The organism is Rhodococcus sp. SB1D, from assembly GCF_048573875.1.
Taxonomy (GTDB): Bacteria; Actinomycetota; Actinomycetes; order Mycobacteriales; family Mycobacteriaceae; genus Rhodococcus_F; species Rhodococcus_F qingshengii.
In genome coordinates, this window is sequence record NZ_JBMAIQ010000023.1 from 1 (window position 1) to 24305 (window position 24305).

The window sequence follows — 24305 nt, forward strand, 5'->3', positions numbered from 1 at the left end:
GCCCCGGCCCCCCCCCCCCCCCCCCCCCCCCCCCCCCCCCCCCCACACGTGTGGTCGTCCGTGCCCTGAAGAGGGCGTCACGTCCGAACTGCATCACTCTCGAAGTACGCCCGAAGAAGGGCGGGAGAGCTAGTCCTGCTCGAACCTGCGTTTGAATCGATCTTCCATCCGCGACGAGAATCCGCCGCCGGACTTCCGGCCGCGTCCCCGCCCGGATCCGCCGGCACTACCCCTACCCGGCGGACCGGAGGGATGATTGCCACCTTCGGAAGCGGAGTCGGCGGCCGGCGCAGACTTACGTCCACCACCCCAGAGGAACAACACCCCTGCGCCGAACATGAACAAGAAACCGAACAGGCTGATGATCGGAAAACCGCCCGGCTTGAGCGGGAGTGCAACCCCCGCGATCAGCAGGACCAGACCCAGCACGAATAGAGCCGCTGCTTGGAACCGCCGTCTACTCGACGGCGCCCGCATACGGCCGCCCCTCACATTGGAGGCGAACTTGGGGTCTTCGGCATAGAGAGCGCTCTCGATCTGATCGAGCATGCGCTGCTCGTGCTCGGAGAGTGGCACGGTACCTCCCCCGGCACTGGAAGTTTGGCAACCACCCCACGGTGTGAGGCGGCGGGTAATCAAGTTGGACGATTACCTGTTTTCATAATACGAGCAGTTTAGGTCTCGGACCACCAACTCCGGGTACGAGTTCCGCCACAAGCGTACGTATTCGTGCGGAAGGGCCCCGATTCGGCTCCATTTGCCTGTGCGGACCAGGAAATTCCCCGGAAACAACTGCCGACACGGACCATTTGTTCACGACGCTCGCAAATGCTCGGACGCGTCCTGACCGATGAAATCTTCGACCGCCGTGAGAAAACGGCCGACCTCGGCGAAGAATGCGTCGGAATCGGAGTCCGTGATCACGATCGACACGCCGGTTTCCACGGCCGCACGCGTAGAGGACCACCCTGCGAAGAACTTCGACCACGCTCCGAACGCGGGCGCTGCGGCGTCCATCAGAACCCACGCGTTTCCGCTTCGCTTGCGCTTCGAGCCGGCACCGGCAGGAGCTGCGGCCAACACTGCCCCGGCACCACGTAGGGCCGCCAGGTAGGCACACCGGAACCGGTCGGCAGGATCGCCCGCCCCAATCGCTTCCTCGAGAAGCGCATCCGCCTTCCGGAGCAGCCCCCACGCCACACCGGACTTTCCCACTCGAGCAGTGCGGTCGCTGGCGTCCCTCGCGCCGAAGGACCGCCTCGCCGACATCGGCAATCGAGAAATTGCGGCATCCGACGGACTCGACAACTCGGCAGGAAGAGTTCGTTGGCACTTCACACGTTCAGGCTTCACACGCTCGGACATCGGGGCACCTCCTGCACCGTGAGGATCCAAGACCAGGTGGGCCGGAGATGCCCGCTTCCCTTCGGGCATCTCCGGATCACCCACATCGAACATCTGTTCGACCTATTCAATATAACTGCACCCACCGACACGCCGTCAAGAGAAGAGGTGAGACCGGTCGACCCGCAGATCGCCTGGACACCACATACGGTCGACCTCGATCGCGCAGAATTCGCGAGTCGACTCCACGAGGCACTGGCCGTGTACGTCACCGCGATGGACTATCCGCGAGGAACCGAGTTCCATCGCGCACCGATGTGGCAGGAGCACGCGAACCGGCCTGGCTGGAAGGCAGTCGGCGCTTTGGCGGTTCCTCAGCAACCGTCACACGAAAATCTGCCGCTGGTGGGGATCGCTTACGGGTATCGCGGGAGCCCGGACCAGTGGTGGCATCAACAGGTACTGCACGGGCTTCGGCGCTCGGGTCGTCCCCAGAGCGAGATCGACGCGATTCTGAGCGACTACTTCGAACTCACCGAACTCCACGTGCATCCGAACGGACAAGGTCACCGGTTGGGCGAATCGCTCTTGCGTCACCTCCTCGTCGATCGACCCGAACGCAGTGTTCTGTTGTCGACACCCGAGGTGTACGACGAGGACAACCGAGCCTGGCGGCTGTACCGTCGCCTCGGCTTTCGTGACGTGCTCCGCAGATTTCGTTTTGCCGGCGACAACCGGCCGTTCGCAGTCCTCGGCCGTGGACTGCCGCTGTGAGCGCGCTTCTCGACGCCGTCGTCGTCGGCTCCGGACACAACGCGCTCGTATCGGCCGCCTACCTCGCACGCGAGGGTTGGTCGGTCGAGGTTCTGGAGAAGGACACAGTTCTCGGCGGCGCCGTCTCGACCGTCGAGCGATTTCCCGGATACAAGGTGGACCGGGGGTCGTCGGCACACCTCATGATCCGACACAGCGGCATCATCGAGGAACTCGGACTCGGCGCGCACGGACTGCGCTACATCGACTGTGACCCGTGGGCGTTCGCGCCGCCCGCCCCGGGCACCGACGGGCCGGGCATCGTGTTTCACCGCGACCTCGACGCAACCTGCTGGTCCATCGAACGAGCATGCGGGACAAAGGACGCCGACTCCTACCGGCGATTCGTCGCGGTCTGGTCGGAGCGCAGTCGACATGTCATGAAAGCGTTTTCCGCACCGCCCACCGGATCGAACCTGATCGGTGCGTTCGGAGGTCTCGCCACCGCACGCGGCAACAGCGAACTGTCTCGGCAGTTCCTCGCGCCTGGCGACGCACTGCTCGACGAGTATTTCGACAGTGAGGCACTCAAAGCAGCGCTTGCGTGGTTCGGCGCCCAGTCCGGGCCTGCGATGTCGGAACCAGGAACCGCTCCGATGGTCGGCTTCGCGGCCCTCATGCACGTCTTGCCGCCAGGGCGAGCAGTCGGTGGAAGCGGCGCACTGAGTGCTGCGCTGGCCTCCCGAATGGCTGTCGACGGCGCCACCGTCGCGCTCGGTGACGGCGTGACGTCGATCCGCCGAAACTCGAGTCACTGGACCGCCACAACCGAGAGCGGTCGAGAAGTTCACGCTCGCAAGGTAATCGCCGGGTGCCACATCCTGACCACGCTCGATCTCCTGGGCCGAGGGGGCTTCGACCGAACCACGCTCGATCACTGGCGGCGGAAAATCAGGGTCGGCCCCGGCATCGGCGCGGTACTTCGACTGGCGACATCCGCGCTTCCGTCGTACCGCGGCGACGCCACGACACGGGAAAGTACCTCGGGATTGCAATTACTCGTCTCCGATCGCGCACACTTGCGCACTGCACACGGCGCAGCACTGGCGGGGGAACTTCCTCCTCGCCCTGCGGTTCTCGGAATGAGTTTCAGCGGAATCGATCCCACGATCGCCCCGGCCGGTCGGCATCAGGTGACACTGTGGTCGCAGTGGCAACCGTATCGCCTCAGCGGACATCGCGATTGGGCATCGGTCGCCGAGGCGGAGGCCGACCGGATCGTCGGCGAGATGGAGGCTTTCGCACCCGGGTTCGCCGATTCCGTCCTCGACCGGTTCATTCAGACCCCCCGGGACATCGAGTCGGAATTGGGGATGATCGGCGGAAATGTCATGCACGTCGAGATGTCACTCGATCAGATGATGTTGTGGCGACCGCTTCCGGAACTGTCCGGCCATCGCGTTCCGGGAGCAGACGGGTTGTATCTGACCGGAGCATCGACTCATCCCGGTGGCGGTGTGTCCGGAGCCAGCGGTCGCAGTGCGGCTCGAATCGCACTGTCGGACAGCCGCCGGGGCGCGACTCGTCGTTGGATGCGTCGTTCGAGCAGGTCGTGAAGGTCACCCGCCGAACTTCACCCGCCGACACGCCCCCGCCTCGATGACTGGCTACGCCACGGCTGGCACGATGACCACTGTGCAACAGTCCACCGATCCCGCCGCCAAGCCGACCAGTCGGAAACGTTTCCTGACGGTTGCCGCGCTCGCCCTCATGCTTGTTCCCTTGCTTGCCGGGTGCATCCGCGTGCAGGTGTCGATGGGAGTGTCCGCGAACGATCGTGTGACCGGACAGGTGGTAGCTGCCGCTATTCCGGCGAACGAGGCGGACAAGGGTCCGCAGCTGACCCCACCTTCGTCGCTGGAGGACAAGATACGGGTTCAGGAGTACAAGAAGGACGGGTACGTCGGCAGCCAGGCGTTCTTCAGCGACTTGTCCTTCGGTGACGTCGCCCAACTGGGCTCCATGTACGCCGAGGGGTCCGGGTCGTTCCAGATCACCCTCAAGCGATCCGGGGACACCGTCACGCTCGACGGCAAGGCAGACCTGAAGACGGTTCCAACTCAGGGCGCCGACGTCCAGGTCAGCATCGCCTTCCCGGCACGGGTCGGCACGACCAACGGAACACGAGACGGCGATTCCCGGGTGTCGTGGACCTTGCCCGCCGGCGAGGTGTCCACGATGCGCGCCGAGGTCAACTACGCGGACCCAAGCACCCGAAGCTTCGCCGGGTGGGCAGGAATCATGGCCGGGCTGGCGCTCGGTGTCGCGATTGTCGTCGGTGCGATGGCCTGGATGGCGCGCAATCGAGCACCGATCAAGCGCGCGCCCGCCGCGAAAGCACCGGTCATGAAGACGCCTGTCACGAAATCACCTGCCAGCAAGCAAGCTGACAACAAGAATCCGAAAAACACCACGAAGTAGCGCCTGGCGATTGCCCCACTCGATTGCCCCACTCGATTGTCGTCGAGCGGGGCAACCGGAGATCAGACGGCTTGTGCTGTCCCGACCGAAGTGTCGGGAGTGAGACCGAGTCGCTCGAGGACCTCACTGGTGGCGCGCGCGAAGTTCAACGTGATGAAGTGCAGGCACGGAGCGCCTTCGGCGATCAACCGCTCACCCATCTCGGTGGCCAGATCGATGCCGAGTTCGCGGACCGCTGCACGGTTCTCGTCCGGACCGCTTCCGGCCGCGGCGTCGAATCGACGCTCGAGAGCGGGGGGCAATGACGAGCCCGAGAGCTCGAGCATGCGCCGCACCGAGCGTAGCGACGTCACCGGCATGATCTCCGGGATGATCGGCTTGGCGCCCTGTTCTGCGTCGTACGCACTCACCCGGTCACGAAGACGCAGGTAGTCCTCCACGTCGAAGAACATCTGTGTGATCGAGTACTCGGCGCCGGCACGCAACTTCGACACCAGGTACTTCGTGTCGTATGCCAAGTCCGGAGCGCGGTAGTGCCCCTCGGGGAACGATGCGACGCCGACGTGGAAGTCGCCCAGGTCACGGACCATCCGCACGAGTTCCTCGGCGTACTCGACGCCTTCGGGATGCTTCTTCCACTCGCCGAGCGGATCGCCGGGCGGATCGCCGCGCAATACCAGGATGTTGCTGATCCCACGATCGGCGTAGGCACCGACCATGGCGCGAAGCTCTTCGGTGCTGTGTGAGACAGCAGTCAGGTGAGCAACCGGCAGCAGGGTCGTCTCTTCGGCAAGTTCGCCGGTGACACGCACCGTACGATCGCGCGTCGAGCCACCTGCGCCGTAGGTCATCGAGACGAACGCCGGTCCGAGCCGCTCGAAGGTACGCACCGCACGCCACAGGCGCGCTTCGGCGTCCGCGTCACGCGGCGGCGAAAACTCGACCGAGAACGGAATACGGCTACCTGTCGAGGAAGCGATCCGATCGACGATCGACGGTGTTCGGGTGGCCCACCCCTCGCTGGAGCGGCCCCTGACTGGATCGAATGTCACCGGTCAAGCATATGTTTTCCAGCTGCAAACAAGCTCATCGCCCAGTACTGCGTATCCCGAATGTCAGGATCGCGCAGTTCACGGCCCGACCCGCCGTTGATTCCAACCCCTACTAAGCTGGGCCCCAAGCTCGCTTCCGTGTAACCATCCGGCGCGAGAACATACCGATCTTGGAGGCCACCCTGTCCGCAGGAACCGCGCGCGTTGGACAGAGTTCGACCAACACCGCACCGCATCCGACCTCACTCGAACTGCCAGGTCTGTTCGAAGCAGCGCTCCGCGACTTCTTCGCTTCACGCCGCGAACTCGTCTCGAACATCGGCGGTGGATACGAGGAGGCCGTCAGCACCCTCGAGGCCTTCGTCCTGCGCGGAGGAAAGCGCGTCCGACCGTCGTTCGCCTGGACGGGATGGCTCGGCGCCGGAGGCGACCCGAACGGTAAGGGCGCAGACGCGGTGATTCGTGCGTGCGCCGCCCTCGAACTGGTGCAGGCCTGCGCGCTCGTCCACGACGACATCATCGACGCATCCACGACCAGGCGCGGCTTCCCGACCGTTCATGTCGAATTCGAGGACCAGCACCGAGACGAGGAGTGGAGCGGCGATTCCGCGCACTTCGGCGAGGCCGTCGCCATTCTTCTCGGCGACCTGGCCTTGGCCTGGGCGGACGACATGATCCGAGAATCCGGGATCAGCCCCGAGGCGGCCGCACGTGTCAGCCCGGTCTGGTCGGCAATGCGGACCGAGGTGCTCGGTGGCCAATTCCTCGACATCAGCAATGAAGCCCGAGGCGACGAGACCGTCGAGGCAGCCATGCGGGTCAACCGCTACAAGACCGCCGCGTACACGATCGAACGCCCACTGCACCTCGGCGCCGCGCTGTTCGGTGCGGACGCCGAGTTGGTCGATGCCTACCGGACCTTCGGCACGGACATCGGTATCGCCTTCCAACTTCGCGACGACCTGCTCGGTGTCTTCGGAGATCCGTCCGTCACGGGCAAACCGTCGGGCGACGATCTCATCGCCGGTAAGCGAACTGTCCTGTTCGCGATGGCGCTTGCCCGCGCCGACGCCGCAGATCCGGCGGCAGCAGAACTGCTCCGCAACGGAATCGGCACCCAGCTGACCGACACCGAGGTCGACACTCTGCGCCAGGTGATCACCGATCTGGGCGCCGTCACCGACGTCGAAACGCAGATCGACACCCTCGTCGAGGCAGCTGCGAACGCCCTCGACTCGAGCACGGCAACGGCAGAGTCCAAGGCTCGCCTGACCGACATGGCGATCGCGGCCACGAAGCGAAGCTACTGACCGTGGCACACGTGCACCGCACTCGAACCGTCAGCTCGCCGACCGATCGAGTCGTGATCGTCGGCGCGGGACTTGCCGGACTGTCTGCGGGGTTGTATCTGCGTGGCGCCGGCCGCGACGTCACGATTCTCGAGAGCAACAGCTCGGCCGGTGGGCGAGTCGGTGTCTACCAGGGCAATGACTACAGCATCGACAACGGCGCAACGGTGCTCACGATGCCCGAACTCGTCGAAGACGCGCTTGCGGCCGTCGGTGCCGACCCAGCCTCGACAAACCCCAAATTCGTTGTGCACAAGCTCGATCCGACGTACCACGCGCGATTCGCAGACGGCACCGCTCTCGATGTCCACGCCGATCCAGAAGACATGGCTGCCGAGGTCTCCCGTGTCTGCGGGCCGGAAGAAGCGCAGCGATACCGTGCGTTGCGGCGATGGCTGAACCGGATCTTCGACGCGGAATTCGACCGCTTCATGGACGCCGACTTCGATTCTCCACTCGGACTGGTCAATTCGCGTGACGCAGTCAAAGATCTGAGCCGGCTCGTCGCACTGGGAGGATTCGGGAAACTGGGCGGGCAGGTGGATCGCAAGATCCGCGACCCTCGCCTCCGGCGGATCTTCACCTTCCAAGCGCTGTATGCGGGCGTTGCTCCGTCTCGGGCCCTCGCGGTGTACGGGGCGATCGCTCACATGGACACCTCACTCGGCGTCTACTTCCCCGAGGGCGGGATGCGCACAATCGCCGAGTCGATGGCCGACGCCTTCACCGAGGCCGGCGGAATTCTGCATCTCGGCCGCACTGTCGAACGCCTCGAGGTGAGCGATCGGCGCGTGCACACTGTTCACACACGCGACGGCGAGCGCTTCGACTGTGACGCCGCCGTCCTCACTCCCGACATGGCCGTCACGGACTCGCTGTTGCGCCCGCATACGCGATTGCGTCCGCGCCCGGTGCGTACATCGCCGTCCGCTGTCGTGATTCACGGCACTGTTTCCTCCGCGGTCGCCGACGAATGGCCCGCGCAGCGACACCACATGATCGACTTCGGCGAGGCGTGGAAGCGTACCTTCGCCGAGATCACGGCACGCCGCGGCCGCGGGCGACTGATGAGTGATCCGTCACTGCTCGTCACCCGACCGGCACAGACCGATCCGAGCCTGACCTTCTCGCGAGACGGCCGAATCCGTGAACCGCTGTCAGTCCTCGCGCCGTGCCCGAATCTGGACAGTGCAAGGCTCGACTGGTCGACTCTCGGCCCGGCCTACGTGCGTGAAATCATCCTCACGCTGCAAGAACGTGGCTATACGGGACTGGTGGAGGGGTTCGATATCGATCACATCGACACCCCGCAGACCTGGCTCGAAAAGGGCATGGCCGCGGGTAGCCCGTTCGCGGCGTCACACACCTTCACCCAGACGGGGCCGTTCCGACGCAAGAACCTAGCCCGCGGCTTCGACAACGTCGTTCTCGCCGGATCGGGAACCGTTCCGGGGGTGGGAGTACCGACCGTTCTGCTGTCCGGACGGCTCGCCGCCGAACGTATTACCGGTACACGCGAGCGAGCCAGCGCGGTGGGCACTCGTGCGAGCAACTAAACTAGCCCCTCGTAACCGACCATTCATCCACGATTCACCGACTCGGGCGCTGCATGCGCCGATCGACACCGATCTCCTCGGGGGAGGAACCTGCACCGATGACGTCCTCTGCCGCAGCCACTGAAAGACCGTGGCACCTAAGGGCCGCCAATTTCCTTCGGACTCCCGAAGGTCACAGTGCACTGCTCGGTTTCTTCGGCGCAGTCATGATCACCTTCGGCGGATTCGGTGCCGGTAGCGTCCGGCGCCAAGATCCGCTGCTCGAGTCGATGCATCTGTCCTGGCTCCGTTTCGGCCACGGATCGATTCTGTCGGCGGCCATCGTCTGGATCGGTGTCCTGTGCATGATCGCCGCCTGGGTTCGACTGGGCCGCTCGACTCTGCGCGGTGACGTCTCGTTGCGCGGATTGCGCTACGTCGTCCCGGTCTGGACGTTTCCGCTGCTGTTCGCGGTGCCCATGTTCAGCCGTGACGCCTACTCCTACCTGGCGCAAGGCGCGTTGTTGCGCAACGGCTTCGACCCCTATGCCGTCGGCCCCGTCGTCAATCCGGGAATCCTGCTCGACAACGTCTCAAACGTGTGGACGACGACAACTACCCCGTACGGTCCGGTTCACCTTCTCCTTGCCGACGCCATCGTTCGGCTGACCGGTGAGAACGTCATCGCCGGCACGATGCTGTTGCGGATCACGATGCTGCCCGGACTCGCCCTGATGATGTGGGCCGTTCCCCATCTCGCGACGAAGCTCGGCGGAAACACCTCGATCGCCCTGTGGCTCGCAGTACTCAATCCCCTCGTCCTGATCCACCTGATCGGCGGCGTTCACAACGAGATGCTCATGGTCGGCCTCATGGCCGCAGGCATTGCGCTCGCTCTCGAACGCAAGCACCTCTTCGGGATCGGGCTGATCGCGCTCGCCGTCGCGATCAAGGCAACCGCGGGCGTCGCACTTCCCTTCATAGTCTGGATCTGGATGATCCACGAGCGGGAGGACGCCGCAGCGGCCGGGCGAGAACCGGCGTCACCGATCCGATCGTTCGTCAAAACGGCCGGCGCAGGTTTCGCGGTGTTCGTGGCGGTACTCGGATCCACCTCACTGATCGCCGGAGTCGGCCTCGGCTGGACGACGGCACTCTCCGGTTCGGCAAAGATCATCAACTGGCTCTCGCTGCCCACGATCGTGGCGCACATCGGAACCATGGCAACCTCCTGGTTCGCCGGCGACCATTTCAACGACATCCTCGAAGTCTCCCGGACCATCTCGGCGGTTGTGTTGGTCGCGATCATCGCCGTCGTGTGGTGGCGCTACCGCAAGACCGAGCGCGACGCCGTCATGGGCATCGTGATCGTGATGGTCGCCATCGTCGTTCTGTCCCCCGCAGCACTCCCCTGGTACTACTCCTGGCCGCTGGCAGTAGCTGCCGGTTTCGCAATGTCGCCGACGACTCTCGCCGTACTGACCGGGCTGTCCACCTGGCTGATGCTGGTGTTCCAGCCGGACGGATCGATCGGCCTGTACACCTTCCCGCACGTGGCTCTGGCCATCGTCGCTGCCGTGATCGCGGCGATGTCCTTGCAGACGGAAGACCCACTGCGACTTCGTGGACGCAAACACGAGAAACCGATCGAAATGACGTCAGCCGCCTCGGCGCCCTCGACGTCAGGATCTGCGTGATCCGCGTGTCATGAACGCACTGCCTGCGTCCTATGAATTCTGCGAGGACGTGACGAGGGAACACGGCCGAACGTACTTTCTGGCCACCCGGTTGTTGCCCGTACCTCGACGCCGCGCAGTTCACGCGCTCTACGCATTTGCTCGCGTCGTCGACGACATCGTGGACGAACCCTCGGGTCCGCATGAACGAGGCACGGTGCTCGCCGACGTCGAACGTGCAGCCGTCAACGCACTCGACAACCCCACTGCGACAGTTGGCTTCCCGTCGACGGTTCCCCTCGACCTGACACGCGTACTCCCGGCCTTCGCCGATGCTGTGAAGACGTTCGACATCCCGCGCGCATATTTCGACGCCTTCTTCGAGTCCATGCGGATGGACGCCCCCGACACGGCGAAGTTTCGACCCGTTTACAACACGATGGACGAACTCAGCGAGTACATGTACGGCTCTGCCGTCGTCATCGGTTTGCAGATGCTCCCGATTCTCGGAGTGAGCGTTCCGCAGCAGGAAGCGGTAGTGCCCGCGTCGAATCTCGGTGAGGCGTTTCAGCTGACCAACTTCATCCGCGACGTCGGTGAAGACCTCGACCGGGGACGTCTGTATCTACCGGCGGGCGAGTTCGCCGCATTCGGCGTCGACATCGAGATGCTCGAGCACGGGCGCAGAACCGGAACGGTGGACGTTCGGGTCAAGCGCGCGCTGGCACACTTCATTGCCGTGACGCGGGGGCGGTATCGGTCTGCCGAATCCGGCATCCCGATGCTCGATCGGCGGGTCCAGCCGTCTATCCGCACGGCTTTCGTGTTGTACGGAGCAATTCTCGACCAGGTCGAGCGCGCCGACTTCCGGATACTGCATCGACGTGTGTCCGTTCCCGGACGCACGCGACTTCGAGTCGCTGCGCCGGGTCTGGTCCGGTCGGCAACCTACGCGGCGAAAAACCGCATGCGGTGAGTTGTCAGAAGGCCGGCAGCTCAGAAAGCCATGGCCTGTGCGCGGCGGATGACCTCACGCGCGAGATCACCATGCAGTGCGTCCACCGGGCGCCCCGGCAGGGAATCGTCGGCCAGGAACAACCAGCGGAGGATTTCGACATCGGTGTAGCCGCCGTCGTGCAGCACCGCCAGCAGACCGGGCAGCCACTTGACGATCTGGCCGTCCTCGCCGAAGAACACTTCGGGGACACCGAGAACGCCATGCCGCTTGACCGCGATGATCTTGTGATCGCGAAGCAACTGGTGAACCTTGCTCACCGGCAACCCGACGTTCTTCGCCACATCCACAAGCTGGAACAGGGAAACCGAAGAATCCAGGACATCATCACAATAAGGAATCGCGCTCACCGCGAGAAGTTTATCCGGTCCGGCGAGCCCGCTGTGTACCGCCCGGTGCAGTGCTCGAAACTGCCGCTCCGCTCAGGTCACAGCGCTCTGTGACGTTCTCGAGACTTCCGCGTCGGTATCGCTGGCTACGATGGACGGGATGCGGCGTATCAGTAACCGGGATTTCGCGGTGGATGTAATTCGGTGCCCTCACTGCGGGAACCGGTACGCGGTATACAACCACCCACATTGCTGACAGCTACCACCCAGACCGCAAGCAGACAGATCACAAGCACGCAGATCGCAAGCACGGAGGAACAGTCATTACGGAGGTCGAGGGTTGATCGGCGAAATGCTCGAGCGCCGCTATCGAGTGGACGCACCGATCGCGCGCGGCGGTATGTCGACCGTGTATCGAGGCCTCGATACACGGTTGGATCGACCTGTCGCGATCAAGGTGATGGACCCGCAATTCGCCGGCGATCCAGCGTTCCTGACTCGTTTCGAGTTCGAGGCCCGGGCCGTGGCCCGACTCAAGCATCCGGCCCTTGTGGCCGTCTACGACCAAGGCAGCGATCGCAATCACGTGTTCCTCGTGATGGAACTCGTCGACGGTGGAACCTTGCGTGAACTCCTTCGTGAGCGCGGACCGATGCCGCCACACGCAGTCGCTGCAGTCGTGGCACCTGTCCTGGACGCGTTGGCGGTGGCGCATCGAGCGGGACTGGTTCACCGTGACGTCAAACCCGAGAACATCTTGATCTCGGACACCGGCGAAGTGAAGATCGCCGACTTCGGATTGGTGCGTGCAGCTGCGGCAGCAACCACCACCTCCAACAGCGTGATCCTCGGCACCGCGGCCTATCTGTCGCCGGAACAGGTGACGTCAGGAATTGCCGACACTCGAAGCGACGTCTACTCGACCGGTGTGTTGATGTTCGAACTTCTCACCGGTACAACACCGTTCACCGGCGATACGTCACTCTCCATCGCCTACCAACGCATCCACGACGATGTCCCGCGCCCAGGTTCACGTATCCCCGGTGTACCGGCGCAGTTCGATCGTCTGGTCGCCGAAGCCACTCACCGCGAGCCCGCACATCGTTTCGCCGACGCCGGTGAGATGGCAGCTGCACTTCGCAGTGTGAGCGAGCAACTGGAACTTCCGGCATACCGCGTTCCCGCTCCGCGTCGAAGCGCCCAGCACCAGAGCGCGCAAGTTGCCCCGGCCCGGCCACAACCGGCGCCCGCGCCTCCCACGGAGGTACACCCGAACTCTGCTGCGCGCCCGAACCCTGCTGCCACGACGGTATTGGCGTCCGGCGTGGCCCCGGCTGTGGCAGCCACCACGGCGCTCGGCACGGGCTCTCCTCCCCCTGGCGGTATCCAGCACACTCGCGCGGTCACCGCACAAACTGCTCGTCCGGCGACGGTCGACGGTGACTCGGATTTCGACGACGGTTCCGATTTCGGCGACGACCACCCGGGGCACGACGATCCGCATGCTCATTTTGTCGAGGCACGTCGTAAATCGCGACGAGCCACCCTGATCTGGCTGCTCGTCATCGCGGTCCTCGCGCTCGCGTTGGGCTTCGGCGGATGGTGGATGGGATCTGGCCGCTATACAGCCGTTCCCTCGATCGACGGGCTGACCAAGGACACTGCGGTCACCGCTCTGCAGGACGCCGGGCTCTCCCCCGACGTCCAGGGTCAGTACTCCGACGCCCAACCCATCGACACGGTGATCGGGACAGACCCGGCCTCCGGCTCGAGGGTTACCAAAGGCTCGACCGTGGCGTTACTGACTTCGCTCGGGCGTCCGACTGTCCCGCCCATTCCGGCCGGCGGCGACGTCTCGGCCCTGGGCGCACAACTCGCCGACCGCACTCTCGTCGCGGTCGACGGCGGGGACACATTCAGCTCCAAGATCCCGATCGGCGGCGTGGCCGCGCTCGACCCGGCACCGGGAACCGAAGTTGCCGTGGGCTCCTCGGTCAAGGTCATCACGTCCAAAGGGTCACCGCCCGTAGACATTCCCGATGTGAAGGGCATGTCCGAGAACGCTGCGCGCGCCGCCCTCGACAAGGTAGGCATCTCAGTCAGCACCACCAGAACAACGTTCGACGACGCCGTCGAGGGCGGTAGCGTGATCGGCACCGATCCCGCAGTCGGGTCCTCCGTCAACGCCGGCACCTCCGTGGTTCTCCTCATCTCCGATTCCGTCAAGGTTCCCTCGCTGATCGGCCGCTCCGTCTCCTCAGCACGCGAAGAACTCGGCCGCCTCGGCCTCGAGATCACCGTGCGTCAGCTCACCCAGAACGACAGCTCGGTCATCATCAGCCAGAGCGTCAAGAACGACCTCGTTGCCAAGGGCACCGACATCAGCGTCGTCGCAATTCCCTGACAGTCCGCTTCGGCCTAATCTGAATTCATGGCCACGTGGGAACCCGAGAGCATTGGGATACTCGACTTGCCGTCGGGGAGATCGATTCGGGGTCGAGGACTCCGCAATCCACTTCCTTCCGGACCTCTCCCCACCTTCGGCGTCTATCTGACCGGCAAAGAACCTCCCGACACCGAATGGGAGTCGGAGTGGGTCCGCTGGCGAGATTTCTGGTTGCCGAGCGATCCCGATGCGCTGCGCAGGGCCTTGCACGAAGTGTGGGTGCGCTCGGAAACCGAAAGAGTCGAGATCGCTTGTGGTGGTGGATACGGCCGCACCGGAACAGCGTTGGCCGCTCTTGCCGTCATGGACGGAGTGCCCAGTAAGGACGCCACCGCGTACGTTCGCGCACGTTACTCACCTCGCGCCGTCGAAATGCCCTGGCAGCGCCGATTCGTCACACGATTCACGCAATAGCGAACGCCCCCACCTGCGCGAGCGGGTGAGGGCGGTTGCCGAAAATCTATGCCGGCGCGAATCAGCTTCGGCGAAGCAAGGTTTCAGCCTCGCAGCATCTCGGCCACGAGGAACGCGAGCTCCAACGACTGTTGGGTGTTCAATCGGGGGTCGCACGCCGTCTCGTAGCGACCGCCGAGATCGAGGTCGGAGATGTCCTGCGCGCCGCCGAGGCACTCGGTGACGTTCTCACCGGTCAGCTCGACGTGGATGCCACCCGGATGCGTGCCGAGACCGTTGTGGACCTCGAAGAATCCCTGGACCTCGTCGACGATGCGGTCGAAGTGGCGCGTCTTGTACCCGGTGGAGGCTTCGTGGGTGTTGCCGTGCATCGGATCGCACTGCCAGATGACCTGGTGACCGGTGGCTTGGACCTTCTCGATGATCGCCGGCAGCAGGTCGCGGACCTTGCCGTTGCCCATGCGCGAGATCAGAGTCAGACGACCTGGCTTGTTGGTGGGGTCGAGACGCTCGACGTATTCCACCGCCATTTCCGGCGTCGTGCTCGGGCCGATCTTGAGGCCGATCGGGTTGGACACCAACTCGGCGAAGGCGATGTGCGCGCCGTCGAGCTGACGAGTGCGGTCACCGATCCAGAGGAAGTGAGCCGACAGGTCGTAGAGCTTGGGGTGATCGCTGTCGTTGTCGAGACGCAGCATCGCGCGCTCGTAGTCGAGAACCAGGGCCTCGTGGCTGGCAAAGATCTGTGCCTGGTGCAGGCTCGGATCGGTGACGCCACACGCGTTCATGAACTGCAGGCCGCGGTCGATCTCGGCTGCCAGTTGCTCGTAGCGTGCGCCCGCGGGAGACGCTGCGACGAATTCGCGGTTCCAATCGTGCACCTTGTGCAGGTCGGCCATGCCGGCGCCGGTGAGTGCGCGAACCAGGTTCATCGCGGCGCTGGCGTTGGCGTATGCACGCACCAGTCGCGAAGGATCGTGGGCGCGGACTGCCTCGTCGGCGACGAGCGAGTTGATCATGTCGCCGCGGTAGGACTTCAGACCCAACGAGTCGATGTCGGCAGAGCGCGGTTTGGCGTACTGGCCGGCGATGCGAGCCACCTTGACGACCGGCATCGAGGAACCGTAGGTGAGCACGACGGCCATCTGCAGCAACGTGCGGATGTTTCCCTTGATGTGCGGCTCGGTGTTGTCCGCGAAGGTCTCGGCGCAGTCACCGCCCTGGAGCAGAAATGCCTCACCACGCGCGACCTGCGCGAGACGCTCTTGCAGCGCCTCGACTTCGCTGGCCACCGTGATGGGAGGCACGCTCTCGAGCACAGTCCGCATGGCGGCCGCCTGGTCAGCGGGCCACGAGGGCTGCTGAGCAGCGGGCTTCGCGAGCGCCTCGTCGAGCTGCTTACGCAGTCCGGCAGGCAGCGGCGGGAGTTCGGGCAAGCGGTCGATCGGCACGTCGACAGTCCAGTTCACCTCTACAGGATATTCGCTCGCTCGTCGGCGCGTCACACAGGCTCTCGATCGCAGCCCAATCGGAACACTTCCCGCGCACCGAAACCTGGGTCAGCGAAGTGACCGTGCAGCCGAAATGGCGTCGAACTTCACGAGGTTGTGCCTGGCGTCGGCAAGTGCGTCGTGTGCGTCGGCGGGCGCCGACGGGAGGGCAGGACTGCCGTTGTCTTCCCAGAACTGTCGGAGTTCGCGGGTGTACCGCGGCATCGACTGCGGTAGTTCCGTCATGTCGCCCCACAACTGGCACAGCGCGACGTGGTCGTAGGCGGCGACCCACGCCCAGAGCTCCGGAACCACCATCGGCCGCGGAACGAAGAATTTCAGAAGATCGTCGCGGATCTTCTCGCGTGATTTCCACAGCGGCGACGAAGGCTGCGGCAACTTCGGCAGCACGTTCTTGCGCACCCAACTACCGGCACGGGCGGGATCGAACTCCGTCGAAACCGCGTAGTACTCTCGGCCGTCCTCACAGACAACGCCGATGGACACGAGATCGATGGTTCGACCGTCTTCGATGAATTCACAGTCGTAGAAGTAGCGCACGTCCGAAAACTATGCCGCACGCGCAGGCTCTGGAGCCAATGCGCGTGCGGCCGGTGTGGGAAATCTCTAGCTGGCTTGTGCGTCCGGGAGCGAATCCTTGTCGGACTTCGCGGATTCCTTCGACTCAGCCGAGGCCACGAGATCGACAACCGACTCGCCGCCTTCCGCCGGAACGTCGACGGCAGCTTCGGGTTTCGTGGGCGCCTGGTTCTTGAGGCTTGCCGCGTAGATGTCCACGTACTCCTGGCCGGAGAGTTTCATCAACTTGTACATCACCTCGTCGGTCACAGCGCGCTCGACGAAGCGGTTTCCGCCCATGCCTTCGAAGCGGGAGAAATCGATGGGTTCGCCGACGATCACGGTGACCTTGGCGGGACGCCACATCCGTGAGCCGATCGGATTCATCTTGTCGGTGCCGACCATCGCTACCGGGATCACCTTGACGCCCGATTCAAGTGCGAGGCGCGCCATTCCGGTCTTGCCCTTGTAGAGGCGACCGTCAGGCGAGCGCGTCCCCTCGGGGTAGATACCCAGCAGGCTGCCCGAACCGAGGACCTTGAGACCGGCGTTGAGTGCATCCTGCGCCGCGTCTGCACCGGTTCGGTCGATAGGGACCTGACCGACCGCGGTGAAGAACCACTTCTGGAAAGCGCCCTTCAGACCGGAACCGGTGAAGTACTCACTCTTGGCAAGGAACGTGATGCGGCGGTTGACGCGAAGCGGAAGGTAGAACGAGTCCAGAACCGCCTGGTGATTGCTGGCCAGAATGGCCGCCCCGTCAGTCGGAATGTTCTCGTGACCCTTGACCGTCGGACGCCCGAGCAGCCAGAGAATCGGCCCCAGCAACACATACTTGAAGAGCCAATACCACACGGCGTCCCTCCCATTCACAGCTGAATTTCGCTGAGTACGACCTTACTGCCGACCGGTAACCCCCGCTACACACGCCCCTGCAGGATCGACCCGATCACAGTCCGGCAGACGTGGTTCCAGCGCCGTCGACCCCACCGAGATCCTGAGGCACTACCGATCGGGCCAAAGCGGCGGCGCCGACCATGCCCGCAGCTTCGCCCAGCTGAGCGGAACGGATGCGGGCCAGTGGGCGGTGCTTCGCCCCGGTCAACAATGTCGCGTATTGCTCGCGGGCGTCGTCGAGAAACAGTGGGGCAGAACTCGCGACGCCGCCGGCGATCACGACCAGATCGGGATCGTAGACGTCACCGACCATGGCCAGACCCACGGCCAGCCAGCGGGTGAACTCGGCGATCGTTGCCAGCGCGAGTGGGTCACCGTCCTGCGCGGCGTTGGCGATCCGGCGACCGGTGAGCGAACCAGGATCCACCGCTACCTCACGCGCCAGGACCGTCGACGCGGCCGGGTCGGCGGCAAGCAGTTCGATTGCCGTGTCGACGAGCGCCGTTCCGCTGCAATAGCGCTCCCAACACCCACGTTTGCCACACGCGCACTGACGCCCGCCCGGAACGACCTGGATGTGGCCCAGTTCGGGAGCGACGCCGTGACTCCCCCGGTACAGCTCACCGTTGATCAGCAGCGCTCCACCGATTCCGGTCCCGATCGCCACCATCACGACATTGCGGCCACCTGCGGCCGCGCCGAATCGGTGCTCCGCGAACGCCGCTGCATTGGCGTCGTGTTCGAGAACGACCGGCAAGCCGAGCCGCTTGCTCAAGTCACTTCCGACCGGCGCGTCCACCCATGGCAAGTGCGGAGCGAACCGAACCGAGCTTCGATCGGAGGTGATGAAGCCGGCGACCGCCAACCCCACGGCCGATACCTCGTGCCTGGTGACCAATTCGCGCACGACGCGATCGAGACCGTCTTCGAGTGCCCTGGCCGACTGCGGGGTCGGGGCTTGAATCATCTCGAGCACTTGTCCGTCGACGTCCACGACGGAGGCCCTGATACTCGTCCCGCCGACGTCGATGCCGACCGTCAAGATGTCGTCCATGGTGGAGTCGGAGACCGCTTTCAAGCGGCGCGCGCTCATCGCGACGATTCCCGCGCGAGCGGCGTCCGCTGGAGTGCGCACCCTGAATCGGTGCCTCGTGCGTCGGTGACCATTGTGTCGATTGTGCTCATCTCGGGCCGTTCGCTCTACCCGGGGTACTGAGTCAGTCCTTGACCGTCACGTTGATCGGGACAAATGCCGCCGTGCGAGTTCGCTCCGCACCTGGCGTCGTCGGACCGCCTTCGGGTCCACGATCGGGGCCTGACGGCCCCCCGAGAAACTCGTCGAGAATCTCACGAAGCAACGCAAGGAATGCTGCTGCTTGACCCGCGAGGAATGCCAACAGTTCGTGGTGCTCACCGCGAACCAGTGCGGCGAGGGCGCACACCGGACACCAGCTGCAGCCGGTGAACACCGGCTGCGTGTCCGTGGACGCCGAGTCACTCGCAACGTCGGCCGTCGCTGCTGCGGCCTTCTGCAGCACCGGTTCCAGGCGCGTCAGAACGGTTTCCGCCAGCGCGCGAAACTCCGCGACGAGGCGCTCGTGCTCTTCGCTCATACCGGCCACACCGCGGGATCCGGGCTGAACCGGATGATCAGGTAACTGCCGTCCAACTCCGCCCCGTTCACGACACAACGACGCAGCACCGACGCCAAACGAACTCTGCGTCGTACGCCGTCTGCTCCCACCAGCACATCGTCCTCCACCCGGCCCAACGACAACGACGACGGATCCACGAGCGGAAGGTACATCCGCATCACGTACACCGAATCGACTCCGGTCCCGGACTCCAACGACACCACGATGTTGTCCGCGGTACCGACGGTGCCCGAATCCGTGCCCGTTCCACCCTCGAACGTGGCCGCGATCTCGCCCAGAGCGGCCAACCCTACCGGTTCGGCGCAAGCGCGTTCGACCGTTGTGACGGACATTCCATCGGTTGATCCACGCAGTTCGTCCACGACGAGTGCCTGAGCCGCCCGGATCGACGCGAGCCACTGCGCCGCCGGTGAATCGTCGACACCCTTCCCGGCGGACGAGTTGAACTGCGGGACAAGGTTGTTGACCACAATCCCGTCAACTCGCAACCCGGCCAGAGCCAGCCCGGACAACGTCCGACGAGTCGCCGCGACCGACACGCCGTCGGCCGACGTCACCACACGCACGCCGGTGTTCTCCCGATCCGAGAGGTGAACCGCGATCCGATCCACCGACGCGAGCACGCGTTCGACGACGGACACGAGCAGGAGCAGCCGCATGTCCGTACCTGTCACAGCGACCATCCGCCTGTGCCGCGGCCACAATCGCTCGAGATACTCCGACACCATCGACGGCGAGCCGAGTATCCGCAGCGCTTCGGCGGCGGCCGGACAGTCCACGATCACGAGGTCGTAGTCGCCGCTGTCCGAGAGGTCGACGATCTCGGCGAGCCCGAGCATGTCTTGGATGCCCAGGGATCCCGTCAACTCTTCCGGTTCCAAGCCCTCGAACGACGAACCGTGTTCGTGATCTCCCGCTCCGAAAGTTCCTGCAGCGTCGATCAACCCCGACAATCCTCGGAACTTGTCCTCGAGGAGCGCTGACGTGTCGAGTTGCCGGACGTCGAGACGCTCGGTGAGAGATGTGGTCGTTCGCGGATTCGGCACGCCCAGGACGTCTGCAAGAGAACCTGCCTGATCGATCGACACGAGCAGCACTCTCGCCCCATCGGTCGCAGCCGACACAGCAGTCGCTGCGGCAAGCGTCGTCGTGCCTACTCCGCCTTTACCGACGAACAGTTGGACGCGCGATCGTTGCTCCGGCACTCAGCCCTCGACTCGCTTCTTCAGTTCCTTCAGAGCTGTGTCGGTGATGATCTTCTCGGCCTTGCGCTTGAACAGTCCGATCATCGGAATCGTCAGGTCGACCGTCAACTCGTAGGTGACCGACGTGGTGCCGTTCGGGCCGGGCTCGAGTGTGTACGAACCGAATTGGGACTTCTGAATCTCGCCCGAGATCAGCTCCCAACTCACCGCCATACCGTCCGGTGCCCACGAATACTGCAGTTCGTAGGTGTCCTTCACCATCCCCGCGTCGAGGACGAAACGTACTCGGTCCGCGCGGCCGCCCTGTCCCGGCGCCGTCACCTCGACGGACTTCGCCGCGGCCACCCACTCGGGGTACCGCTCGAAATCGGCGATGACGTCCATCACGGCGTCGGCAGGAGCGTCGATGCTGATCAACCCCTTGGTCTTCTCGGCCATACGACTGCGCTACCTTCCTTCGTCAAAAGTCCAGAACCTGCACAACGTGCAGTGCTTCGATTATCAGTCCGGTGCTACTCCGGCGGCACGTCCCGCTTCGAGTTCGCGTTTGAGCTGGAACGACATGACCTTGCCGTCGACCCGACGCTTGCGGTTCATCCCGGCGAGGTCGAGGGTCGCCAGATCGGACGGCGATACGCCGACCGGCTCACAGTGCAGGAAGTAGTGCGCGATCGTCCCGTCCATGACCGGTTCGAGCCACACCTCCATGGTGCCGACCAGCTGACCTGACACTCCCCAACGGAATCCTGCGGGACCGCGATCTTCCCGGACTTCGAGCTCGAGATCACTGAACCAGCGACGCCACTGCGCGCGCGAGGACAACAGTTCGGCGACCCGCTCGGGCGGGGCGGCGATGAAAGTCTGGTCTGCGACCTGAATGCTGCTCACCGAAGTAGCTTCACATATCGCGTCCGCGAAGCGTCGAGGGGTGTCGCAACACTACATACCGGACAGACTGTAAGCCTGGCCACAACTGCGTCGGACATGCGACTACAGTAGGAGACGAAAACCCTACTCGTCAGTATTTCGCAGTGTCGGAGGTATTTCGTGCCTGAGTTCAGCGCACCCCAGACGTTCACCATTCCCGAGGATGCCTCCGCGGTCGACTCGGTCTTCGCCTTCGCGAAGACGAAGCCGGCGGCGGTTGTCTACAAGCGCAAAGTCGGAAATGCATGGGTCGATGTCACTGCAGGCGATTTCGCCGCTCAGGTGACTGCCGTCGCCAAGGGCCTCATCGCGATCGGCGTCAAGCAGGGCGACCGCGTCGGCCTCATGTCGGCGACGCGTTTCGAATGGCCGCTCGTCGACTACGCCATCTGGGCAGCCGGTGGCGTGACGGTTCCGATCTACGAAACCTCCGCAGCCGAGCAGGTTCGTTGGATTCTCGAGGACTCCGAAGCAATCGACCTCATCGTCGAGAACGACACTCACGCCGCGACCGTGAAGGACGTCGCTGCAGCCGCCCCCGCGCTGCGCACGGTCTACCAGATCGATGCCGCGGCGGGCGGTAAGGGTGTCGTCGAGGAATTGACCGCACTGGGCGCCGACATCTCCGACGAGGACGTCCACGCCCGCGTCGCGGCACTGAAGGCATCCGATCCCGCGACCCTGATCTACACGTCGGGCACCACGGGCCGACCCAAGGGCTGCCAGCTGACGCACTCCAACCTGATTGCCGAGTCGAAGGGCATCCTCGACTCCAACCTCGGCACGCTGCTCAAGACTCCTGGCGTCCGCACGCTGATGTTCTTGCCGCTCGCGCACGTTCTCGCTCGCGCAGTCAGCATCGCGTCGTTCGACGCCGGTGCAGCGCTGGGGCACACGAGTGACATCCCGAACCTCGTTCCGACGTTCGGCGAGTTCAAGCCCGACTTCATCCTCTCGGTGCCGCGCGTGTTCGAGAAGGTCTACAACAGCGCACGCGCCAAGGCGCACGGCGACGGCAAGGGAAAGATCTTCGACGCGGCCGCAGACACCGCCGTCGCGTGGAGCGAGGCGCAGGACAAGGGCGGCGCCGGCATCGTTCTCAAGGCCAAGCACGCTCTCTTCGACAAGCTCGTGTACTCGAAGCTGCGCGCAGCGCTCGGCGGGCAGTGCCAGCTGGCCATTTCCGGTGGTGCACCTCTGGGCGCTCGACTCGGCCACTTCTTCCGCGGTATCGGCGTCACGATCTACGAGGGCTACGGACTGACCGAAACCACCGCGGCCTTCGCCGTCAACACCATCGGCGCACAGAAGGTCGGCTCTGTCGGAAAGCCGTTGGCCGGCAACTCCGTTCGTATCGCAGAAGACGGCGAAATCCTCCTCTCGGGACCGGTGGTCTTCACCGGCTACTGGCGCAACGAGAAGGCCACCGCCGAGTCGATCGAGAACGGCTGGTTCCACACCGGCGACCTCGGCACCGTCGACAAGGACGGCTACATCACCATCACCGGCCGCAAGAAGGAAATCATCGTCACGGCAGGCGGCAAGAACGTCTCCCCCGCTCAGCTCGAGGATTCCCTTCGCGCGCACCCGCTGATCAGCCAGGCCATCGTGGTCGGCGACCAGAAGCCTTTCATCGGCGCCCTCATCACCATCGACGCCGAAGCTCTCCCCGCCTGGAACGAGCGCAACAACAAGGCCGCAGGAACCACAGCGGCCGACCTGGTTTCGGACGGCGAACTGGTCGGCGAAATCCAGGACGCCATCGACGAGGCCAACAAGCTCGTCTCACACGCCGAGGCGATCAAGAAGTTCCGCATTCTTCCGGTCGACTTCTCCGAGGACACAGGCGAACTCACGCCCACGATGAAGCTCAAGCGCAACGTCGTGCACGAGAGCTTTGCCGCCGACATCGAAAAGATCTACGCCAAGTAGTCTTTCGCCGATCAGTCCTCTGCCGACACGAACGTGCCGACATGAACGGCCCGCACCGAATTCGGTGCGGGCCGTTCGCGTTCGAGTCCCGTTTGCTCAGCCGAGGAGATTACGCAGTTTCGAAGCGAGCGTGTCCCACTTCCAGTCTTCGGCAACCCATGCCCGGCCGGCTGCTCCCATCGCGGCCGCGCGATCACGATCGGACAGCACCTCGATCACGGATTCGGCGACGTCGCGAACAGAGGTGCCGTCGACCACGAGCCCGGTCTTGTTCTGCTGCACCGTTTCCGGAGCGCCACCACTGCGCCCGGCGATGACCGGCACACCGGTAGCCGAGGCCTCGAGGTAGACGATTCCCAGTCCTTCGACGTCCAATCCGGCGCCTCGGGTACGGCACGGCATGGCGAACACGTCGGCGATCGTGTGGTGCGCCGCCAACTCTGCGGCGGGCACCGTGCCCGTGAAGACGACGTGATCGTCCATCCCGGTCTTACGCGCCAATTGGCGGAGATGGTCCTCGTACGGCCCACCTCCGACGATCACCAGTACCGCCCCGTCAATGCTCTTGCGTACGGTCGGCAGCGCCTTGATGAGCATGTCCTGCCCCTTGCGTGGCACGAGCCGCGACAGGCACAGGATCGTGGGCCGCTCGCCCAGCCCGTATCGCTTACGCAGTTCCGCGCGGGCGACCGAGTCCGGGTGGAACACTGACGTGTCCACTCCGGAAGGAAGGTGCTCGAGCGCCGCTTGCGGGCCGAAGGCCGCCGAGAACCGCCCACGGGTGTATTTGCTGACGAACGTCACCGCATCGGTGTGGTCACCGATCACACGCAACGACTGCCGCGCACCGGGAATCATCGACCATCCGACCTCGTGGCCGTGAGTACTCGCGATCACTCGGCTCGCTCCGGCACGTCGAACAACCGGCGCCAACAACGCCAACGGCGCTGCCGCACCGAACCAGACCGACTCGCAGTCGTGCTTCTTGACCAACTTCGCGGCTCGACGAGCGACAAAAGGCGACGGCAGCATCAGCGTCGTCGGGTGCCGAACGACCTCGAAAGGCTGTGCCGCATCGAACTTCTTGTGCGAGTCGCCCCGCCACCGCGGTGCGTACACCACCAACTTGTCCGGCGGCAGATGCCCGGCGAACGTGTGGAGATAGGACTGGATACCTCCGGGGCGAGGAGGAAAATCGTTGGTCACCAAGAGGGTCCGGCGCATCC

23 protein-coding genes are annotated in these 24305 nt (G+C 64.4%); 10 read left to right on the forward strand and 13 right to left on the reverse strand.

What is annotated here, in order from left to right:
* Positions 1-129 precede the first annotated feature (129 nt).
* A complete protein-coding gene (locus ACN50D_RS30175; RefSeq protein WP_003941660.1) occupies positions 130-576 on the reverse strand; it encodes a DUF3040 domain-containing protein in 447 nt (148 codons plus the stop codon).
* A 237-nt stretch (positions 577-813) separates the two neighbouring features.
* The gene (locus ACN50D_RS30180) at positions 814-1365 is read right to left on the reverse strand and encodes an SAV_6107 family HEPN domain-containing protein (RefSeq protein ID WP_223304500.1); all 552 of its coding nucleotides are present in this window, start codon (positions 1363-1365) and stop codon (positions 814-816) included.
* A 147-nt stretch (positions 1366-1512) separates the two neighbouring features.
* On the opposite strand from ACN50D_RS30180, the gene ACN50D_RS30185 reads away from it, so the two are divergent.
* The 3 genes from ACN50D_RS30185 to ACN50D_RS30195 all read left to right on the forward strand — a co-directional run bounded on the left by ACN50D_RS30185 (position 1513) and on the right by ACN50D_RS30195 (position 4578).
* Complete coding sequence (locus ACN50D_RS30185) at positions 1513-2118, forward strand: GNAT family N-acetyltransferase (RefSeq protein WP_003941672.1); 606 nt, start codon at positions 1513-1515, stop codon at positions 2116-2118.
* Positions 2115-3713 carry a phytoene desaturase family protein gene (locus tag ACN50D_RS30190; protein WP_042452826.1) on the forward strand — a complete coding sequence of 533 codons (1599 nt, stop codon included), beginning with the start codon at positions 2115-2117 and terminating at the stop codon, positions 3711-3713. Before ACN50D_RS30185 ends, ACN50D_RS30190 begins: the two co-directional genes overlap by 4 nt.
* 70 nt (positions 3714-3783) lie before the next feature.
* Positions 3784-4578 (forward strand): LppM family (lipo)protein, encoded by a 795-nt coding sequence (locus tag ACN50D_RS30195; protein WP_064444269.1) that lies wholly within the window; start codon positions 3784-3786, stop codon positions 4576-4578.
* 62 nt (positions 4579-4640) lie between these two features.
* Here the strand turns inward: ACN50D_RS30195 and ACN50D_RS30200 are convergent, their stop codons facing one another.
* Complete coding sequence (locus ACN50D_RS30200) at positions 4641-5630, reverse strand: methylenetetrahydrofolate reductase (protein ID WP_003941803.1); 990 nt, start codon at positions 5628-5630, stop codon at positions 4641-4643.
* A 170-nt stretch (positions 5631-5800) separates the two neighbouring features.
* On the opposite strand from ACN50D_RS30200, the gene ACN50D_RS30205 reads away from it, so the two are divergent.
* The 4 genes from ACN50D_RS30205 (at position 5801) to ACN50D_RS30220 (ending at position 11166) form a co-directional block, all read left to right on the forward strand.
* On the forward strand, positions 5801-6940 hold the full coding sequence (locus tag ACN50D_RS30205) for a polyprenyl synthetase family protein (protein WP_080726734.1): 1140 nt from the start codon (positions 5801-5803) through the stop codon (positions 6938-6940).
* A 2-nt stretch (positions 6941-6942) separates the two neighbouring features.
* Positions 6943-8535, forward strand: coding sequence for a phytoene desaturase family protein (crtI, locus tag ACN50D_RS30210; RefSeq protein ID WP_211921178.1), 1593 nt, complete (start codon positions 6943-6945; stop codon positions 8533-8535).
* 98 nt (positions 8536-8633) lie between these two features.
* The gene (locus tag ACN50D_RS30215) at positions 8634-10211 is read left to right on the forward strand and encodes an alpha-(1->6)-mannopyranosyltransferase A (protein WP_118602988.1); all 1578 of its coding nucleotides are present in this window, start codon (positions 8634-8636) and stop codon (positions 10209-10211) included.
* A 10-nt stretch (positions 10212-10221) separates the two neighbouring features.
* Positions 10222-11166, forward strand: coding sequence for a phytoene/squalene synthase family protein (locus ACN50D_RS30220; RefSeq protein ID WP_211921179.1), 945 nt, complete (start codon positions 10222-10224; stop codon positions 11164-11166).
* A 20-nt stretch (positions 11167-11186) separates the two neighbouring features.
* On the opposite strand, the gene ACN50D_RS30225 is transcribed toward ACN50D_RS30220, so the two are convergent.
* Entirely contained in the window at positions 11187-11555 is a 369-nt protein-coding gene (locus ACN50D_RS30225; protein ID WP_003941747.1) for an Rv2175c family DNA-binding protein, read from the reverse strand.
* Between the two features lie 319 nt (positions 11556-11874).
* Between ACN50D_RS30225 and pknB the strand changes: the two genes are divergently transcribed.
* Entirely contained in the window at positions 11875-13938 is a 2064-nt protein-coding gene (pknB, locus tag ACN50D_RS30230) for a Stk1 family PASTA domain-containing Ser/Thr kinase (RefSeq protein WP_211921181.1), read from the forward strand.
* Positions 13939-13965: 27 nt separating this feature from the next.
* Entirely contained in the window at positions 13966-14394 is a 429-nt protein-coding gene (locus ACN50D_RS30235) for a protein-tyrosine phosphatase family protein (RefSeq protein ID WP_003941706.1), read from the forward strand.
* A gap of 83 nt (positions 14395-14477) precedes the next feature.
* On the opposite strand, the gene ACN50D_RS30240 is transcribed toward ACN50D_RS30235, so the two are convergent.
* The 8 genes from ACN50D_RS30240 to ACN50D_RS30275 form a co-directional block, all read right to left on the reverse strand.
* Positions 14478-15863 carry a class II 3-deoxy-7-phosphoheptulonate synthase gene (locus ACN50D_RS30240; protein WP_007730070.1) on the reverse strand — a complete coding sequence of 462 codons (1386 nt, stop codon included), beginning with the start codon at positions 15861-15863 and terminating at the stop codon, positions 14478-14480.
* 90 nt (positions 15864-15953) lie between these two features.
* A complete protein-coding gene (locus ACN50D_RS30245) occupies positions 15954-16445 on the reverse strand; it encodes a polyadenylate-specific 3'-exoribonuclease AS (RefSeq protein ID WP_003941683.1) in 492 nt (163 codons plus the stop codon).
* 66 nt (positions 16446-16511) lie between these two features.
* A complete protein-coding gene (locus tag ACN50D_RS30250) occupies positions 16512-17318 on the reverse strand; it encodes a lysophospholipid acyltransferase family protein (protein WP_003941692.1) in 807 nt (268 codons plus the stop codon).
* A gap of 94 nt (positions 17319-17412) precedes the next feature.
* A complete protein-coding gene (locus tag ACN50D_RS30255) occupies positions 17413-18453 on the reverse strand; it encodes an ROK family protein (RefSeq protein ID WP_020969875.1) in 1041 nt (346 codons plus the stop codon).
* A gap of 124 nt (positions 18454-18577) precedes the next feature.
* A complete protein-coding gene (locus tag ACN50D_RS30260) occupies positions 18578-18973 on the reverse strand; it encodes a hypothetical protein (protein WP_007730069.1) in 396 nt (131 codons plus the stop codon).
* A complete protein-coding gene (locus tag ACN50D_RS30265) occupies positions 18970-20220 on the reverse strand; it encodes an ArsA family ATPase (protein ID WP_073512214.1) in 1251 nt (416 codons plus the stop codon). The genes ACN50D_RS30260 and ACN50D_RS30265 overlap by 4 nt, the downstream gene beginning before the upstream one ends.
* On the reverse strand, positions 20221-20658 hold the full coding sequence (locus tag ACN50D_RS30270; protein ID WP_003941701.1) for an SRPBCC family protein: 438 nt from the start codon (positions 20656-20658) through the stop codon (positions 20221-20223).
* A gap of 63 nt (positions 20659-20721) precedes the next feature.
* The gene (locus ACN50D_RS30275; RefSeq protein ID WP_003941776.1) at positions 20722-21108 is read right to left on the reverse strand and encodes a hypothetical protein; all 387 of its coding nucleotides are present in this window, start codon (positions 21106-21108) and stop codon (positions 20722-20724) included.
* A gap of 159 nt (positions 21109-21267) precedes the next feature.
* Here ACN50D_RS30275 and ACN50D_RS30280 point away from each other — a divergent pair, with 159 nt between their 5' ends.
* Positions 21268-23079, forward strand: a complete 1812-nt coding sequence (locus ACN50D_RS30280; protein WP_047887999.1) for an AMP-dependent synthetase/ligase — start codon at positions 21268-21270, stop codon at positions 23077-23079.
* Positions 23080-23175: 96 nt separating this feature from the next.
* On the opposite strand, the gene ACN50D_RS30285 is transcribed toward ACN50D_RS30280, so the two are convergent.
* Entirely contained in the window at positions 23176-24303 is a 1128-nt protein-coding gene (locus tag ACN50D_RS30285; RefSeq protein ID WP_003941734.1) for a glycosyltransferase family 4 protein, read from the reverse strand.
* Positions 24304-24305 lie beyond the last annotated feature (2 nt).

Bases quoted from the DNA above. Each gene is read 5' to 3' on its own strand.
- ACN50D_RS30180 (WP_223304500.1), bottom strand. From the start codon at position 1,365: ATGTCCGAGCGTGTGAAGCCTGAACGTGTGAAGTGCCAACGAACTCTT.
- ACN50D_RS30195 (WP_064444269.1), top strand. From the start codon at position 3,784: ATGACCACTGTGCAACAGTCCACCGATCCCGCCGCCAAGCCGACCAGT.
- ACN50D_RS30215 (WP_118602988.1), top strand. From the start codon at position 8,634: ATGACGTCCTCTGCCGCAGCCACTGAAAGACCGTGGCACCTAAGGGCC.
- ACN50D_RS30220 (WP_211921179.1), top strand. From the start codon at position 10,222: ATGAACGCACTGCCTGCGTCCTATGAATTCTGCGAGGACGTGACGAGG.
- ACN50D_RS30235 (WP_003941706.1), top strand. From the start codon at position 13,966: ATGGCCACGTGGGAACCCGAGAGCATTGGGATACTCGACTTGCCGTCG.
- ACN50D_RS30255 (WP_020969875.1), bottom strand. From the start codon at position 18,453: ATGAGCGCGCGCCGCTTGAAAGCGGTCTCCGACTCCACCATGGACGAC.
- ACN50D_RS30260 (WP_007730069.1), bottom strand. From the start codon at position 18,973: ATGAGCGAAGAGCACGAGCGCCTCGTCGCGGAGTTTCGCGCGCTGGCG.
- ACN50D_RS30270 (WP_003941701.1), bottom strand. From the start codon at position 20,658: ATGGCCGAGAAGACCAAGGGGTTGATCAGCATCGACGCTCCTGCCGAC.
- ACN50D_RS30285 (WP_003941734.1), bottom strand. From the start codon at position 24,303: ATGCGCCGGACCCTCTTGGTGACCAACGATTTTCCTCCTCGCCCCGGA.